The sequence below is a fragment of the Caballeronia sp. LjRoot29 genome, from assembly GCF_964252755.1.
In the GTDB taxonomy this organism is placed as follows: Bacteria; Pseudomonadota; Gammaproteobacteria; order Burkholderiales; family Burkholderiaceae; genus Caballeronia.
In genome coordinates this window covers 1-15,498 of record NZ_CAXUPU020000010.1, presented here as the reverse complement: position 1 = coordinate 15,498, position 15,498 = coordinate 1, and the positions used below count along the sequence as shown (strand labels likewise).

The 15,498-nt window shown below is 61.4% G+C and carries 15 protein-coding genes and 2 pseudogenes; 2 read left to right on the top strand and 15 right to left on the bottom strand.

Annotated elements, in window-relative coordinates; genetic code table 11:
• Positions 1-15: 15 nt before the first annotated feature.
• From virB11 to ACSQ83_RS13600, 15 genes are all read right to left on the bottom strand, one after another.
• A complete protein-coding gene (virB11, locus tag ACSQ83_RS13670) occupies positions 16-1,137 on the bottom strand; it encodes a P-type DNA transfer ATPase VirB11 (RefSeq protein WP_414948849.1) in 1,122 nt (373 codons plus the stop codon).
• On the bottom strand, positions 1,134-2,399 hold the full coding sequence (virB10, locus tag ACSQ83_RS13665) for a type IV secretion system protein VirB10 (RefSeq protein ID WP_436228506.1): 1,266 nt from the start codon (positions 2,397-2,399) through the stop codon (positions 1,134-1,136). The genes virB11 and virB10 overlap by 4 nt, the downstream gene beginning before the upstream one ends.
• Positions 2,392-3,216 (bottom strand): TrbG/VirB9 family P-type conjugative transfer protein, encoded by an 825-nt coding sequence (locus tag ACSQ83_RS13660; RefSeq protein ID WP_436228505.1) that lies wholly within the window; start codon positions 3,214-3,216, stop codon positions 2,392-2,394. The genes virB10 and ACSQ83_RS13660 overlap by 8 nt, the downstream gene beginning before the upstream one ends.
• Complete coding sequence (locus ACSQ83_RS13655) at positions 3,213-3,926, bottom strand: virB8 family protein (RefSeq protein WP_414967404.1); 714 nt, start codon at positions 3,924-3,926, stop codon at positions 3,213-3,215. The genes ACSQ83_RS13660 and ACSQ83_RS13655 overlap by 4 nt, the downstream gene beginning before the upstream one ends.
• Entirely contained in the window at positions 3,923-4,099 is a 177-nt protein-coding gene (locus ACSQ83_RS13650; RefSeq protein WP_436228504.1) for a hypothetical protein, read from the bottom strand. Before ACSQ83_RS13650 ends, ACSQ83_RS13655 begins: the two co-directional genes overlap by 4 nt.
• A gap of 11 nt (positions 4,100-4,110) precedes the next feature.
• Entirely contained in the window at positions 4,111-4,815 is a 705-nt protein-coding gene (virB5, locus tag ACSQ83_RS13645) for a P-type DNA transfer protein VirB5 (RefSeq protein WP_436228503.1), read from the bottom strand.
• A 16-nt stretch (positions 4,816-4,831) separates the two neighbouring features.
• Positions 4,832-6,037 (bottom strand): type IV secretion system protein, encoded by a 1,206-nt coding sequence (locus ACSQ83_RS13640; protein ID WP_436228502.1) that lies wholly within the window; start codon positions 6,035-6,037, stop codon positions 4,832-4,834.
• Positions 6,034-8,502 (bottom strand): VirB4 family type IV secretion/conjugal transfer ATPase, encoded by a 2,469-nt coding sequence (locus ACSQ83_RS13635; RefSeq protein WP_436228501.1) that lies wholly within the window; start codon positions 8,500-8,502, stop codon positions 6,034-6,036. Before ACSQ83_RS13635 ends, ACSQ83_RS13640 begins: the two co-directional genes overlap by 4 nt.
• A 1-nt stretch (position 8,503) precedes the next feature.
• Complete coding sequence (locus ACSQ83_RS13630) at positions 8,504-8,824, bottom strand: type IV secretion system protein VirB3 (RefSeq protein WP_414948840.1); 321 nt, start codon at positions 8,822-8,824, stop codon at positions 8,504-8,506.
• Positions 8,825-8,847: 23 nt separating this feature from the next.
• Complete coding sequence (locus ACSQ83_RS13625; RefSeq protein WP_436228500.1) at positions 8,848-9,189, bottom strand: TrbC/VirB2 family protein; 342 nt, start codon at positions 9,187-9,189, stop codon at positions 8,848-8,850.
• 49 nt (positions 9,190-9,238) lie between these two features.
• Positions 9,239-9,934: a lytic transglycosylase domain-containing protein gene (locus ACSQ83_RS13620; protein ID WP_436228499.1), complete on the bottom strand. Its 696-nt coding sequence runs from the start codon at positions 9,932-9,934 to the stop codon at positions 9,239-9,241.
• On the bottom strand, positions 9,934-10,500 hold the full coding sequence (locus tag ACSQ83_RS13615; protein WP_436228498.1) for a hypothetical protein: 567 nt from the start codon (positions 10,498-10,500) through the stop codon (positions 9,934-9,936). The genes ACSQ83_RS13620 and ACSQ83_RS13615 overlap by 1 nt, the downstream gene beginning before the upstream one ends.
• Positions 10,493-11,371, bottom strand: coding sequence for a ParA family protein (locus ACSQ83_RS13610; protein WP_436228497.1), 879 nt, complete (start codon positions 11,369-11,371; stop codon positions 10,493-10,495). The genes ACSQ83_RS13615 and ACSQ83_RS13610 overlap by 8 nt, the downstream gene beginning before the upstream one ends.
• A 796-nt stretch (positions 11,372-12,167) precedes the next feature.
• Positions 12,168-12,410, bottom strand: a complete 243-nt coding sequence (locus tag ACSQ83_RS13605) for a helix-turn-helix transcriptional regulator (RefSeq protein ID WP_436228496.1) — start codon at positions 12,408-12,410, stop codon at positions 12,168-12,170.
• A gap of 1,006 nt (positions 12,411-13,416) precedes the next feature.
• Positions 13,417-13,845, bottom strand: coding sequence for a CBS domain-containing protein (locus ACSQ83_RS13600; protein ID WP_436228495.1), 429 nt, complete (start codon positions 13,843-13,845; stop codon positions 13,417-13,419).
• 143 nt (positions 13,846-13,988) lie between these two features.
• Between ACSQ83_RS13600 and ACSQ83_RS13595 the strand changes: the two are divergent.
• Positions 13,989-14,280 (top strand): annotated as a pseudogene (locus ACSQ83_RS13595) (helix-turn-helix domain-containing protein); the annotation flags it as partial.
• A 344-nt stretch (positions 14,281-14,624) separates the two neighbouring features.
• Positions 14,625-15,498 (top strand): annotated as a pseudogene (locus ACSQ83_RS13590) (PAS domain-containing protein); the annotation flags it as partial.

Genomic DNA, 15,498 nt, shown 5'->3' with positions numbered 1-15,498 from the left:
CCTTCCAATTTCCAGTTACCCGAGCGCGGCCCGGTATCGGCGCAGCGGATCAAACCAGATTTCGGTCATCTCCCAGCGTTTGGCGGCCTGCGTGCCGGTATCGTCGAATACTGGTTGCGCCTGCATGTGCGCCACCACATCGATCGTGAGAAACAGCAGACGCTTGAGCGCAGCATCGTCATAGGCGCGCGCTTCGGGATGTTCCTTCGCCATCAGCGCAAACCGCTCGATGGCAACCGCTGCGCTGGAGGCGTGGTAGCTCGTAATCGAGCCGGAATGCCCGGTCGTCAGCAGCTTGAGGAAGTCGTACGCTTCAGCCCCGCGCAATTCGGCCAGCAGCACGCGGTCAGGGCGCATGCGCATCGCGCTGGCGATCAGGTCCGCGGGCGTCACCTGGGCCTGGCCGTGGCCACCCTTGCTGTAGACAAGATGCACGCAGTTCTCGATATGTCGGAGGAACAGCTCCCGGACATCCTCGATGGTCACGATGCGTTCGCCCACGGGGATGTGCTGGCACAGTGTCTTCATGAAGCTGGTCTTGCCCGATCCGGTACTGCCGACGATCACGATGTTCAGACGTTCTGTGACCGCCCGTGCGAAGAAGGCCGCAAAGTCACGCTCGTCGAGGCGGCTTACAAGTTGCCGGTCCGCTAGGCACAGCAATCCGAGCGCGTCGTCATCGAGCCCTACCGGACGAAGCCACGACGTGTCGTCAAACAGGCCCTCTGCCCGATAGCGGCCGAGCGTCTTCTCTTTGGACGAGGGCCGGCGGATCGTGAGTGACACCGTGCGCGACGGCACCACTGGGGGCACCACGACCTGGATGCGCGCACCGCCCGGCAGGAGCGCTGAAAGCACCGGGTGCTCGGCCGACACTGCCTGGCTGGTAAGCGTCGCAATGGCCACCGCAAACGACATCAGCCGTTCGAAGTCGAGATCGGGGCAGTCGTGCGCCCGCCAACCGAGGTGTGTTTCGGTCAACACGCGCTCAGGCCGGTTGACCACCAGCTCGGTCACATCCGTGTCATCGAGCAGCGGCGCAAACGGGCGCATCAGCTCACGCACCGACGCATCGTCCGGCAGGCGCGCGAGAAGCCCTTCGTCAAGCCGCTCTGGTGTGGATGCGCCTGTGTTCATCGAAGCGCCTCCGGCTGCAATGCATAGACCGTGCTGAAATCCAGATCCCGTGCGACGATGATCGTGAATTCCGCGCCCTGGTCCTGCGTGAGTGTCGGCGGAATGTTGATCGTGCTGTCGAGTACGCGTGTGGCCATGTCGTTGCCCTGCTGCTGCGTGTTCTCGAAGACGACGGATCCATTGCCGTTCCCGCCACGCGTCGCGAGGTAACCGATTGCATCCTGGGTCATGCCGAGCAGCATCGCCGCGCCAATGCGCTCGCCCCAATGGTTGTTCACGTAACCACCAACACCCATGCGCCCCAGCGCGTCAGCAGCTGGTGAGTCAATCTCGATCGTCACGCCATGGGGCGTCCTGATTCTGGCTGAGAGCACGAATACGCGTGTCTGCCCCGGTGCCAAATTGGAGCGGTATTCGCTGTTGATCTGCGAGCCACGCTCGACGAGCACCACGCGCCCGTTATCCGAATACACGTTGCGGGTGACCGTGCAAGTGGAGATGCCGGCTTGCGTCGAATCGAAGGCGGTGTCCCCCACACAGTCGATCTTCGCGCCCTGGGCCAGAATTAGGCTGCGATCGCCGAGAAGTCCCGCTGTGACCCGGGGTGTCAAAGTGGGCGTCAGCGCCTGGCCAAGCGGACTGCCGGCCTGCCCACGCTCAGCAGTGGGTGTACTCACCATGCCCGACAAGGACGCGGGCGCAGGCGTACCGGCACCGCTCTGCGGTGCGGCGGTCGGTGCGCTCTCCAGTGTCCCCGCACTGCTGGAGCCACCGGTCGTCATTAACGGCGCGTCGTAGTAGCTGCGCACAGTCGGCACGCGCGCTGAATTCGCCGGCGAACGCGTGAGCGCCGCGGACGCGGGCACGCCCTTGGCCTCAGGCGCGCTTGCAGGGTGCGCAGCCGATGCCGGCATGCCAGCAGCCGATGCCTGCGGGTCGCCGAAGATCCTCCCCTGCACCGGCTGGTCAAGCGCGGCATCGCGTCGGGCTTGGGCCGCCGCGTCGTGCCGTGCCAGAAAGCCGTGCACAGTCCAGACCGCACCGGCGAGCACCACCGCTACGATAGCGAGTGGCGTCAGCCACCACGCGCGTGGACGACCGCTACCGTATTGCCCCAGCTCCGGCATGTCGCGCTCGGGCGATGCCCCGTCTGGACCTTCGGCAATAGCCGCATTCTCCAGGTTGCCCGCATTATCGGGATTGCGGCTGCGCTCAGCGGGACCGTCCGGCTCCATCGGGTTGTGCGGGGTATGGTCACTCATGGCCGTCACTTCGCAGAACACGCTTCACGCCAGTCACCGTCGTGCCATCTTTCGGTGGCACACCGTCCATGTCGTACGCGTCGTTCCAGATACCCACCGCTTCATCGGCGAGCCGCAGCACGAAGCGCCGTGCAACTTCGTGGATGACGACAACGTCACTCTCCATGTGCCGATCCACCACGCTCTCGCTACCGTCCTGCGCGATCCGGAAGATCGCAGGAACGCGGCGGTTGTTGGGGATGCGCAGGTACGTGAATCGACCGTCGTCCCATGCGGCAACCGGCGCAATGTCGTCCGAGTGCGGCATGACCTGCATCGAGTAGCGGGCATTGCGCGCAATCGGCGGCTGTGCAAGGCGCTGCTGCACGAGTGCCCGATCCGCATCGGCGCGAGCTTTTTCCTGTCCCTCATCCGGATAGCTGAACGTGACGCGATACACCTCCTCGTGATTAGCGAACTTCGCCTTCAGGGGCAGCACCACGAGATCGAAGCTGTAGCTGCGCAGGTCGGTACGGATTTCCAGGTTCGTGTCGTGCGCGGCAAGCTGGGGCTTGAGCCACACGTCGTGCTCGCCCCGGTTCGCCACGACCTGCCAGCCGTCGCGGTCTCCTGGGGCGACAACCAGAAGACGTTCATGCGCATCGAGCGCAATATGGGTGGCAAAGCCGCGCTGTGCGTCGATGCGCACCACCTCATCCGCGCGGTACAGCACCTGGCGCACACGCGAATCGCGTGACCAGCCGGGCACGTCGTAGGCGTGTGCGACCTGGGTCGCCAGCGAGGCGAACAGCGCCATAATCAGAAAGCGCGGATTCATCGGGCACCTCCCGCTGCAGATAACGAGGCCGGTGGTGTGGGTGGTGTGTATTCGGGATCGCGGCTGTAGGCCGTCACCGTGAAGCCAAACGGGTTTTCGAGCGCCGTGCTCTCCCGCTTGAACACCGGCGGCCGGTACGTGTAGGCGAGCGTCACCACGAACCGCTGGGGCGGTTCGGCGTTGTCCTCGCCATGTTTGCGAGTGGTGCGCTCGATATGCACCACCGCGCGACCCGGCTCATCGGGTGGCAGTGTGGTCGACAGGATCCGGACGCGGCGCTCGGTGCCGGCGCCAAGTTGCCGGTCAAGTGCATCCGGACCGCTGTAGAACTGGCGGTAATCCCGTGCGATCGTATCCGCGCTCATGTCGAGCACCCGGTCGTAGTCCATCTGCAGCAGGCCCCAGTCATAGCGCTCGCGCGAGCGCACATAGACGTCAACCCAGTGCTTGTCCTGGATCTCGCTTGTATGCACGTGCTTCGCATCGAGCACATCGATCACCTGTGACTCGCCTGTCAGACGATCAACCTCGATGGGTAGCGGCACCACCCGGTAGAACGGGACCATCACCGCGAGTGCCACTGCGCTGAGTGCAGCCACGCCCGCTGCCGCGTAGGCCACGTGCCATGCCCGCCGCTCGGAGCGTACCTGCATATCCGTGAGCGAAGCCTCGATGTCCAGCACGCGCCGGTAGTCATGGCTGGCTTTCATGAGCTGGCCCCGTCCGTCGATGTCACGGGTGGCGCGGGTGGCACCGGTGGTACACGATTCACCGGCACGCGATGCGAGCCATCGGGCAACACTGGTTTCGGTGGATTTGCGCTGCACGATTCGATAAGGATGACTAAAAAGACACCCGGTATGGTCATCATCAGGTTCTTCATGCTGCGCTCCTTCAGTTGCCGAACGTGGCCGGTACCATCTGGTCCTGCAACCGTGCCGTATTGCCAGCCCGGCTCATCACAAGCTCACCCTGCTGCTCGGCGATGAGCCGATCCTCGGTATCCGAGAGCATCCTGAAGAGCTGCAGCTTCGTCATCTCGTTACCCACCGCGGTACTCTCTGACTGGATGCGGGCCTGCAGCTCGGCGACGCCTTTCGGATCCTGCGTGACATCAATCTGCTGCATCAGACTCTGGATCTGACTCAACTCCTGAAGCTCGGTCTGATACGCCTGCATGCCGAACGCCTTGTCCTGGAAGGGCTTGTTTAGTGCCCGCTGACAGACCTGCTGGTCAATCCCGCTCCGGTCCTCGCAGTTGTAAATCTCGCCTGCCGAGCGCAGCGCCTGCGCGTTGCCCGTGAGTCCCGCGTAGCCGCCCTTCTGGATCGACGTATAGACGCCCGTCCAGTTCGATGGCAGGGAATTCGCCAGCACCGGATCGCTGAGCAATGCGCCGAATCCGCGGGACCCGTTCATCGACTGGTAGAGCTGGATTTCCTGCTGGACTTGCTGTTCGAGTTGCGCGACCGTCGAGATGGCCTGCGCGACGTTCTGCGCATCGAAAACCGGAATCCCCTGCGCATGAACCGGCCCCGCGAAGTCAGCAGCCAAGACCGCCGCTGCGGCAACGCGCACCAGTGCGTATGGTTTGCTCATGATGTTTGCCCTCGCTTCAGTCACCCTCGCCACCCAGATGTTCACGGGCCACACGTTGATACGCCGGCACTTCACCGCTGCCGCCCGGGGTACCATCTGTGCTTCCCCCGGGACCTCCACCGGGACCAACACCGGAACCAACATCGGAGCGGCCACGGTTGTCGATCGCACCGCCCGGGCGCCGCTCGACATGTCCCCAGCGCAGCGCAGACATGAAGCCACCGACCACCTGGCGCGAGGCAAGACCGGCGACGAATGCCCCGAAACCCGACAGCGTTGCGCCGCCAGCGAGGCCCGAGGCGACCGCAGGCAGTTGCCAGCCCACCATGGCGAGGAACGCGCCGGTCACGAAAAGTCCCAGTGCCGAGGCAAGCGTGGCCACACCGGTCAGGCGCTGCTGTGCGTTCGCAACCAGGCTGGCCGCGTTTGCGTCAGGTGCCGATGTGGTCACGTGAAATGTCGCGAGATCGCTCGAGAAGGCGGTTAGTGCCATGCCCAGAAAGGCGGCGATCAGTACCTGCAGCAAGGCATAGTTGGCGACTTTCGCCGTCCATGCCTCGAAAAAGCGTGCAGTCGGACCGAACGCGCCGCAGGCGATGAACGCCGGCCCGAGCCCCAGCACGAGAGCGAGCAGCATCCTCGCCATGACGACTTCGAATGCGAGCACCATCAGGAAGATGGAACCGCCGAGGGCCGCCACAAGCCCACACAGGAAGTCACCAACGCCCGCGACGATGCCACTTGCACTGAAGCCTTCGTGCATCGCCTGGTCGAAGTAGGCGTCCATCACAAGGTCGATCTGCTGGTCGTAGCAGTCGAGCGTCTGATAGATGGCCGCCGCACTCGAGCCCGTCACGCTGCTGCCGCTGACCGAGCCGCATCCGGGGTTGCCCGCTGCGGTGTTCGCGGCCGCGCTCTGGATCGTCTGTGCGAGCCCCGCGGTGACATCATTGACGGTGGTGACCACCTGCGCCTGGTAGATGCCCGAGCCGAGCGCGAAGGCGAGGATGGTTGCGAGTTTCAGGCCACGCCACGCAAACGCAGGCACCGACTCGTGCGCTTCACCCCGCACCACCGCAAGACCATATGCGAGAACCCAGATCGTGACTGCCGTGGTGACCACCGGCACGAGCGCACTGGAGAGCGCCGACGAAACATTGGTCACATACGTGCCCATGCCGTTCTCCAGCGTGCCGCCGACTGCGCTAAAGAGCCCGCTCATTTCAAGTCCCCTGTGCGCAAAGACAGCGCGTGGGACATCTGCGCGTCTGCGGCCCGACGCTTCGCAAGCTGCTCGTGAAAGAGCGGCAACCAGTCATCCGGGACGTCACCCACCCCGGCGCGGATGGTGTCGAGCAGCGCGACGTTATCGGTCGTGCCCGACAGCACATCGAGCACGTCTCCAAGACCAGCAAGATCTAAGCGGCCGATCGCCGAGCGGTGAGCCTGCTTGAAAAGAAAGAGCCGGCTGTTTTCGCCAAGGGTGCGTACGATGTTGAACTCGGCCTCGGTCAGCTTGAAGCCGCGCACATAATCGTCATAATCGGCGCGCGGGTTCGGCAGGAAGAAAAACGTCGCGGTCTGCTCGATGAGCGCGCGCGCAATGTCGCTGCGCAGCACATCTGCAGGTGACTGCGTATCAAAAATACCGAGTCCGTTTTGCTTGCGGATCGTCTTCTGTTTGTTGTTCGCGAAGTCCGTGAAAACCGGATCGCCGAGCCGCTTCCAGAATTCCGTCATTACATAGACGAAGCGCCGGCCGTCGATGAGGCTTTGCGTTAGATGCAGCAGATACATCGTGAGGGGCGTTGATACTTCGGGATCGTCGAGCAGCTCAGTGTCGTCAAAGCCGAAAAGACGCGCACGGGTAAAATCGAGTCGGTCCAAAGGGTTATCGAGCAGCCACCCCAGCCGCCCCCCCGCGCACCATTTCGCGAGCCGCGCATGCAGGCTGTTCTCCCCGACGTTGGGCAGCAGCTGGCGCACCACCGACAGGCGTCGCAGCCGCTTCTCCATGCGGGCCACCTCACGCACGGCCCGCGAAATATCCATCTCGTCCTTCGCCAGCAGCAGCACTCCGTGATCCACCAGCTTGCGAACAAGCCTCTCCCAGAAGTCGATCACGAATTCGTCCGGCTCAAGCTGGAAGGGATTGAGCCCTGTTGGCTCCCCCCGACGGAACACGGTATAGATGCCACCCATCGCGCGGATCGCGATCTCGGTACCCCGGTCCTTGTCGTAGAGCACCGCGGTAATGCCGAACTTCATCGCCATCGCGAGCAGCATCAGTTCCAGCACCGTCTTGCCTGAGCCCGCCTGCCCGATGATCTGGACATTGGCAAGTGCCTTCTCGTCGGTCGAGTCCTTCTTCTCGGGTGTCGCATGAAAATTGAGATAGAGCGGCTGGCCGCTTGGCGTCTTGACGATCGTGATCGCCTCGCCCCACGGATTGCCGTCGCGCTTGCCCGTTGCGAAGTTGTGCAGGCTCGCCAGCCCGCAGAAGTTGCGAGAGGTCAGCTTCGCCTCACGTGGGCGGTAGCGCCAGTTACCCGGCAGTTGCGCGAACCACGCGGCGTCCGCCACCAGGTCGACCAGCGCAGCCTGAAAGCCCGCGTCGGCCAGCTGCGTGCGTGCCTTCGCCACGTGCTTTGCAACGTCATGCGGCGTCTCGCCCAGCACCGCGAGCGAATAGTGATATTCGCCCAGCACGAACTCGCCATTGATCAGCTCGTCGAGCGCTCGGTCCATCGCAACAACCTGCGACACCGCCACATCCTCGGCCGCCATGAGCTGATTGCGCTGGCGCTGCAGCGCCTCCTTTGCGGCGGGCCGCTCGAGGATGGTGAAACTCTGCGTCTCGATATACTCGAAATCTCCATACAGCATCCCGTTGAGCATGCCAGGCTCGGTTTGCTGTGGATAATCCTTCAGGTCTAGCAATGCGGCGTAACGGGTCGCCGATGGCATGCGAATTTCGACTTTCTCGGTACGGAAGAAGAGCCTCGAAGTTGGCAACGCCTCGCGGATCATGCCGGAAGGCACGGGCACGGGCTCCCACACGGCATTGACCAGATAGCCGAGAAATTCCAGCGCCGCGGAAAAACGGCGGCCTCGCCCGGTGTACTGCATCTGCTTCGTATTGACCCCGAGCGCCACTGGGCCGTACGGTTTGAGGCCCGATTCAACCTGTGCGGCGATGTCCGCCATCACCTTGAGTGCCTCGTGCTGGTCACGCCGGATGTCGTCCAGCGTGCGCCGGTCGGCTTGACTGAACAGCCGTCCGAGTCGTGTCCGCTTCGGCCGGTAGACAACGCTCAGGTAAAGCTCGTTGGCCATCATCCGGTACCCGCTAAAGCTCTCGTAATAACGCGTTGCCAGTTCCTGGCAGAACCGGTTGGCATACGGTGTCGCGAAGCGATCCGTGACGCGCCGGCGCAGTCGGTGTGCCCAAAGGCCAACGTGGCCGCCCGCCAGCCCCCGCACCAACTGGTTGAATCCCTCATGGCGCGCGAGGATGTCGGCCGGATCAGCCGCCTCGAACGCGATGCCAGCGATCTTCCAGACACGCAGGTAGTCGCCCTCACGAGTGCGGATGACCTGATCGGTCACATGCGTCGAATACGGAATGAAGTTAGCGAGCACCACTTCCCGGTTCGCCACGGCCGAGAGCTTCGGATCGGCATTCATCTCATGCCCTCCTCTTCAGGCGCACCGGCATATAGGCATGCGCACCCCAGAACCGACGGTTGCGCTGCCGCAGGCCGATGCGCAGACGCAAGGCCAGTTGCGCGAGCCGCTGGTCGTCGTTGCGTGTGATCACGCGCATCGCGACGAATATCGGGATCATCAGCTGGAGAATGCCCACGCCGACCGGAGGACTTGCCAAGAGCGCCCAGATGGCCGGGATCAATATGCCGCCTCCGACCATCAGCGCGCACACGAGCGGCACGCCCCAGAGCATCGCGGGGCGTGTGCAGCCCTTGAATAAGGGATCCTTGAGCGCATTCATGGTTCTGCTCCGTTTCTCGGGGATCAAGAAGCCGGGATCAGCATCGCGGCGATCACCGTTGCACAGCCGACGAAGAGACCCCCGATGAAGACATTCGCGATGTCACCGAACCGGGCGTGCTGGAACATCATCTTGAAACCGGCCCAGATGATCGATATCGAGCACACCACGCCACCTACCCCGAGCAGCGTCGTCTGGATCGTCGTCAACAGCGTGTTGACCTGGGAGAGCTGTGCGTAGGCCGGTGAGGCCAGCGCCGCTGCCAGGACGGCGCTGGCGAGAAGCTTTCCCAACCAGCGGGCGAAATCCCGGATCCTGCAGATCCGTTTGCTGGACTTGTTCTCAATTAGGATAACTACATTCATGACAATCTCCTTGTACGCCGATAAGCAGGTCCTTGCCTTCACCTAGGCTTCAGAACACCACCGCGCTGATGTCCGAGGACTCGCCCAGCGGTTTCCCCGGTGAGTTGCCCTGGGGTAACTGTGGCCCCGGAGCATCAGCAGAAGCCGGTTGCGCCGGGAGCGGGCGCGGCACCCGCTGCGCAAAACCACCGCGACCCAGCGGCACGACGGGAATCGCCCGGGTCACCGGGATCGGGCTCACCGCCGGGTCGATCGCCGGTACGCTGGGGACCAGATGCGCGGACACGCTATCAGCCACGTTCTGGACCACGCGCTGCACATATCCTGTCCTGTATCCCGTCGTGAAATCGCCGCTCGCGTAACAGGACAGGCTTGCTCGCAGTGCGCCCTGGACGTCGGAGCGCGACTTGCGCGCCTGTGCGTAACAGTCATGCAGAATGGCGGCTCCAGCGGCCAGGTTGAGGCAAGGATCAAATGCGTTCTGCACGCTCATGCCATAGCGCGACCAGTTCGCCCGACTGACCTGTGCCAGGCCCACGCTGTAGTCCCACCCGCTCGCCTCGAGTGCCCGCACTGTAGCCGTGGCTTCCTCGAGGCTGGCTGGCTGGCGCAGCAGCAGGGCGTGCACAACGCCGATGGCGTAGGGGTTAAACGAGGACTCGGTGCGCACGATCGCCGCCATTGTTGCCGGCGAAACCTGAGGGGCACATTGCTGCGCGAGCGTCATGAAGTCGAACGCCATCATCAGCGGCCTCCTGCCTCATCGTGCTCACCACCCTCTTCGCGTTGCATGCGCTCCATCAACAGGCGGGCCGACTGCGTCGGGTCGTAGGGTGCCTCGGTACTTCCGCCACCGTAGAATTCCGTGATCGTCCGGTCCTCGCCAGCCGCGTCCCACCAGACCCGTGTGTAGAGCTCGCCGTCGATCTCGATGTTGATGGCGCCGCGCGCACCACAGAGCAGCTCGCTCTGCTCCGGCCCACCCCAGTAAAGAAGATCCCCACGGCAATACGAAGCACTGGCGAAGGTGTCCGACGCGGATGTCCTCCGCGAGCCACCTGCGCCGAAATCGCACGTCGGGAACGCATCGCCATGTCGCAACGCTCGCCAGAGTTTCTCGATCGGCGGCACGCATTCGGCGTACTGTTCCGGGCCACCCGGATTGGCGAGGCAGAGGATCACCTGGCAGCCCCAGTCGTCGGCATGGGCGAGCCTGGATGCGATCACCGAGGTGCCGATGAAGCAGGCAAGTCCCAGCGATAGGCAGCGCATGAGGCGTGACGCCCATGAACGGATCGACACGTTACACATGGGCCATCTCCGTTGGACCAGGCTTAGCAGCGGAGTCACCCTCCGTGCAGGTGCCCAGCCCGCACGCGGCGACGCTGTCCAGCCGAAGCGCAATCTCATCAAAGCAGTGGCGCACCGCGCGCCACGCGGGGCGTGCTGGCACGTCGCTCGAAGCGATATCGAATACCGACACCCCTGCGGCCTGTGCCTGTGCAATCGCATCCAGGCGCGGCATCCGAAGAAAACCGTTGGGATCGCGCGGATCTGGTATCAACCACTCACCCATTTGCGCCTGAAGCGCCCGCGCCTGTGCCCGCTGAAGCGGCGTATCTTCCACCATGTTGGGCAACAGTCCGAAGAAACGCAGCGCAGGGTTGAGCCTGGCTCGAACATTGCGCACGCCGTGCGGACCGTTGATCAGATCGTGTGTACTGTCAAATGCTTCCCTTGACAGCACGATCGGACTCAGCATCGCATCCGCGTTGGCCTCGGCACACACGGCGCGCGGGTCGGGCAGTGGCGGACAGTCGATTAGGCAGACGTCCACGAAAGGCGCCACCACGCGCAGCAGGTGTCGCATGTTCGCGTAGTAGCGTGCGCCGCTCTCGCCTGCCTCCGACGGGAGCCCGTGGACTGCGTGCGCCGGCAGTACCTGGATGCGAGGTGCGCGCGCTCTGCATGTCTGCGTGTGCGGCTTCACGGGCCCGCGCTCGCCGCAAGGTATCACCGCCTGGGCGGTGCGTGTGAGCGACGCCGTGCTGCAGGCGGGCTGCGCCAGATCGAGCACCAGTACCCTGGCTCCGCGCACCCGGCGCAGATAATGCGCGAACTGGCACAGCAGTGCGCTCCTGCCGGTGCCGCCCTTTTCCGCTGCAATCAGAAGTGTCTTCATGGTCCGTCATTCCCATCGTCAGGCCGACCGAAAACACCAGACAGTCACGGGCGATGAAAAAAGAACCCGCGGCGCCGAGGAGGCTGACCGCGGGCTCAACGCAGGAACGTTGCATCGGGCCAGAAAACAGAAAAGCCTGCGGATGCAGGCTTTGGGATGTCTTGCGGCGCATCACGTCGTCGCAGTGACGTCGGTACTTCGGGGCCGCTAACGCGTACTCGGTCGTGCTTCGCACGTTGACCGGATCAGATTGTTGGTTTCACTGTAGGCAAGCGCGCGGTGCAATGCAAGAGCCTTCAGACGCCTCGCGCTCTTTCCATTTACCCACGTGTTCCCAGGCATTCCTAGGCGTTCCCAAAATAATTTTCACGTACATGGGCGTTCACACGCACGTTGCCATAGGCCGACGACACCAACCAACGAAACGCCGGCTGGCGAACCGAGCCAGCTTCGTTCACAAGGAGAGCTCGCACGCCTCACCTTTCGCCGGCTGGAGGTAGACCAACGTTGCCGAGTCTCGGACTATTGGCAAGAGCCTGCGCCAATTCCAGGCGCGCTGCCACGAGTTCCAGTTCGAAGCGTTGCGCTGGTCGTCGGGGTATACGCAGTCGCCGGCAGACAACCTCGCGACGGGCATGCCAGAGATAGACCATTCTCAGCATCTCCCGATGCCTCGGATGCAACGTCTGCCAGGCTTTTGTCACCCGCGCCGCATCGACCGGATCATAGGCACCGCGCGACGTGTTTCCCCAGTTATCGAGGCGACGGGCAAGGGGCACAGCACCAGGGTCGCAACTCATAACGTCGGCTCCGCATGGTCCGGACATTGCGGCACCGAAGCCCGGTAGCGGGTGGGATTCGCGAGGAACCGCTCAATGTCGGCGGCACGCCATCCGACCATGCGGACACCCAATTGTACCGGCAGTGGAAACGTGCCGACGCGCATGCGCCGGTAGATGGTTGAGCGTGACAACCCCGTATTCGCCTCGACCTGCCACCGACGCAGGATGACGAGCGGTTCGTTTTGTTTGTTGGACATGGCTTGCCCCCAGAAGGCGCCGGCTCCAGACGGCCAGAACGCGAGGGTATTCAAGCAGCGAATTCGCCCGTCAGCCAAACCCGTCTTATCGACGGGATCTCCCGACAAGCCGGTGGGGCAGGCTCGTGCGAAAGGTAGTGCGCTGACCACGCAACTTGATATCTGTCATCGAAAAGTCCAGCATCGAGCCTGGTGAAGGGACAAATCGCGATGATCAGTGCCCGACCGGATATCGTCAACTGCAACATCCGATCTTGGGTATTTTGTTTTTGACGGCGATGCGACTTTAACCGTTTTGTCGCGTTGCCGAAAAGGCGGCCTTTGTGGTCCCGTCGATCCGAATCTACTTCAGCATCATGTTGGAGAACAGGTTGCTGTCGAGTTTTGTCGGCACACAGCTGCAAGCGTGACGATTTCTGGTATCAAAGTATTCCAGTTGCCCAAGAAGGCATCTCCCAGAACGCGATTGCGCTTCGACGACGCGCTACGCTGCTTAGGCAATTAGGCTTTAAGTGGATCTGATTTTGGCTTCTATTGCAGGTCGCAATCGAGTTTAAGAATAGCCGCGCGACCGTGCCGCTATCGTGAGCAGCTCGATCGGCTTCGCGTTTTCGCAACAGGCAAGGGGGGCGCTGTGGTCATATTGGGGCTGCAGACTTGCCTATTCGACGCCATGCAGTTCGCAATGCCGGTCGCCCGCGTTCGGCCACGTTCGGCCGCTCGACATTGGTGACTGATTCGTCGACGATCGATAGTGCAAAAAAGCCGTCCACACTGAAGTGCAACCGAACATCCAACCTGCTGACTTTCAAATACGGAAAACGTAAGCTTGGCTTATCAGAAAGGCGGACTTCTGACTCGGTTGTTGATGCCAAACTTTCACATTCAGATCAATTCTCGATCGACAGTAGCACTGCTTGCTGTTCTTACCGCGACGATATCTGCGCTCCATCTGATGACCACGACGGCGCTTGTCAAGGAGATCGTCAGACGGAAAGGCAGCCAATCAAACGGGCAACATTGCCGGCCGAATATTTTTTAGGATGTCTCTCCAAGAGATGATTCCAACGGGCCAATTTTGACTGTTCACAACAGGAATACAAGAAATATTGTGTGTATTGAATAAATCAATCGCGTCACCGATCGTGGCATTTTCGCCCAGTACAATAGGATGATGCTCCATGATTTGATGCACTCTTTTGTCTAGAGTCGCGGCATCCTTGTAGGTTTCCGTAAAAGTTCCAATGTTCGGACTCAGCGCCTTGAACAAATCCCCGTCCGACACGATGCCTAAAAGCTCACCGTCCTCGACTGCGAGTACGTGGTGGAATTTGCAATTCTCGAAAATTTCCTTAACCGCGGATAGCTTGTCACCCAGCTCAACAGTGACAACTCTGGTGCTCATGATTTTCTTCACGCTCATGGCATAGTCCATTTGTACTCCCTATTATCCGTTGGAGGGTTAGTTTAGTTACCCACGGAGTTATATACTTTGACGGATTTTTGTGCAAATAAGATAGCCATTCAAGGGCGTTATCAAATGTGAAGTGCGACACCTGTCTCGTATAAGGTGTCGCAATCTCCAAAAAAACTTCGTACCAGCAACTGCAACCTGAAGAACACCTGAGCATTGCAAGCTTGCATCTGCAGGGTTTGAGTATGCGGGCCATGGCCCGCATACTCGGGCGCCTCGCCGGCAGCTATCAGCCGTGAGCTAATCCGAAACAGTTCGCCTGTTGGCTACGCATCGGTGCCTGCTGCAGCGCTTGGCAGCGCACGTCGCAGCGCGGCTCGCCGTCCCGCCAAGGTTTGCCCGCAAAGCGTCTGCTGGCGCATCGTTCTCACCCTGCTCGAGTGGAAATGGTCGCCCTAACAGATATCGGGCACACTTTTGAACTAACCGATTTTGACGAGTGTGGGTTGATGGAAAAACTCAATTGATGCAGATAGGCTTTCGAGTGACGGCGGCCTGTAGATAAAACCTACCCTAGTCCTGCCCTATGCGGCAGCTTCAGAGAAACAGCACCTAGACGTTGATCTAAATCAAGGGATGACAGTATTTGAATAATAATACTGAAAAAAACCTCAGTCCCCTCCTGATTCGAGAAGCTTTGCCGTAAACAAAAGTATCGAGCCAAATCGCGACTCTGTTCCCTTAGCTCAGGCTTAGTGTCCCGTTTGCGGTTCCATATAAACGTTACGCAACTGATCTCCATGCGAAGCAATCTCCCAGTCACTCAGCGCGAGTTTAATTTTCCGGCCAACGCGACCCTGATGTCGACGACCGACACTCACGGCAACATTACCTACGCCAACGACGCGTTTATCGAGGTGAGCGGGTTTAGCCGCGATGAGATCGAAGGACAGCCTCATAATCTCGTTCGACATCCCGACATGCCCAAAGAGGCCTTTGCCGACATGTGGGCAACGCTTAAGGGTGGTGAGCCGTGGGCAGCATTGGTCAAGAACCGACGCAAGAATGGCGACCACTATTGGGTGCGTGCTAACGCCACTCCGCTCGTGCGTAACAGCCGAACAGTAGGCTATATGTCGGTTCGTACCAAACCGTCACGCGAAGAAATCAATGCTGCGGAAACGCTCTACCGCGCCTTCCGTGAGGGTAAAGGCGGCGGTCAACGCTTTCATAAAGGGTTGATTATTCGCACGGGCATTGGGAAGTGGACCAACACGTTAAAGTCCATGCCGATGCGCTGGCGCATCCGTTGGACGCTACTCACGCGTTGGTGCCTATCGTCCTCAGTCAATGGGCATTGGGCATGAGCGGTATCGCGCTCGGCAGTACCGCTGTAGTCACCACGATCGGCTTGCTTCTCGCGTCGTGGGCACTGGAAGCCCATATCGCCCGGCCGCTTGAGCAGGCGCTGAAGCAGGCGCTGCGCGTGGCCTCCGGGGACGCGCACAGTGCTCTTCACTTGGACCGTGTTGACGAGATTGGCATGACGGTACGCACGATTGGTCAGCTCGGTCTCATGTTCCGCTGGATCATTGATGACGTCAGCGCCCAGGTGCGTAATGTTCAAAATGCAATTAGCGAAATCGCACAGGGAAACAGCGATTCGAGCGCGCG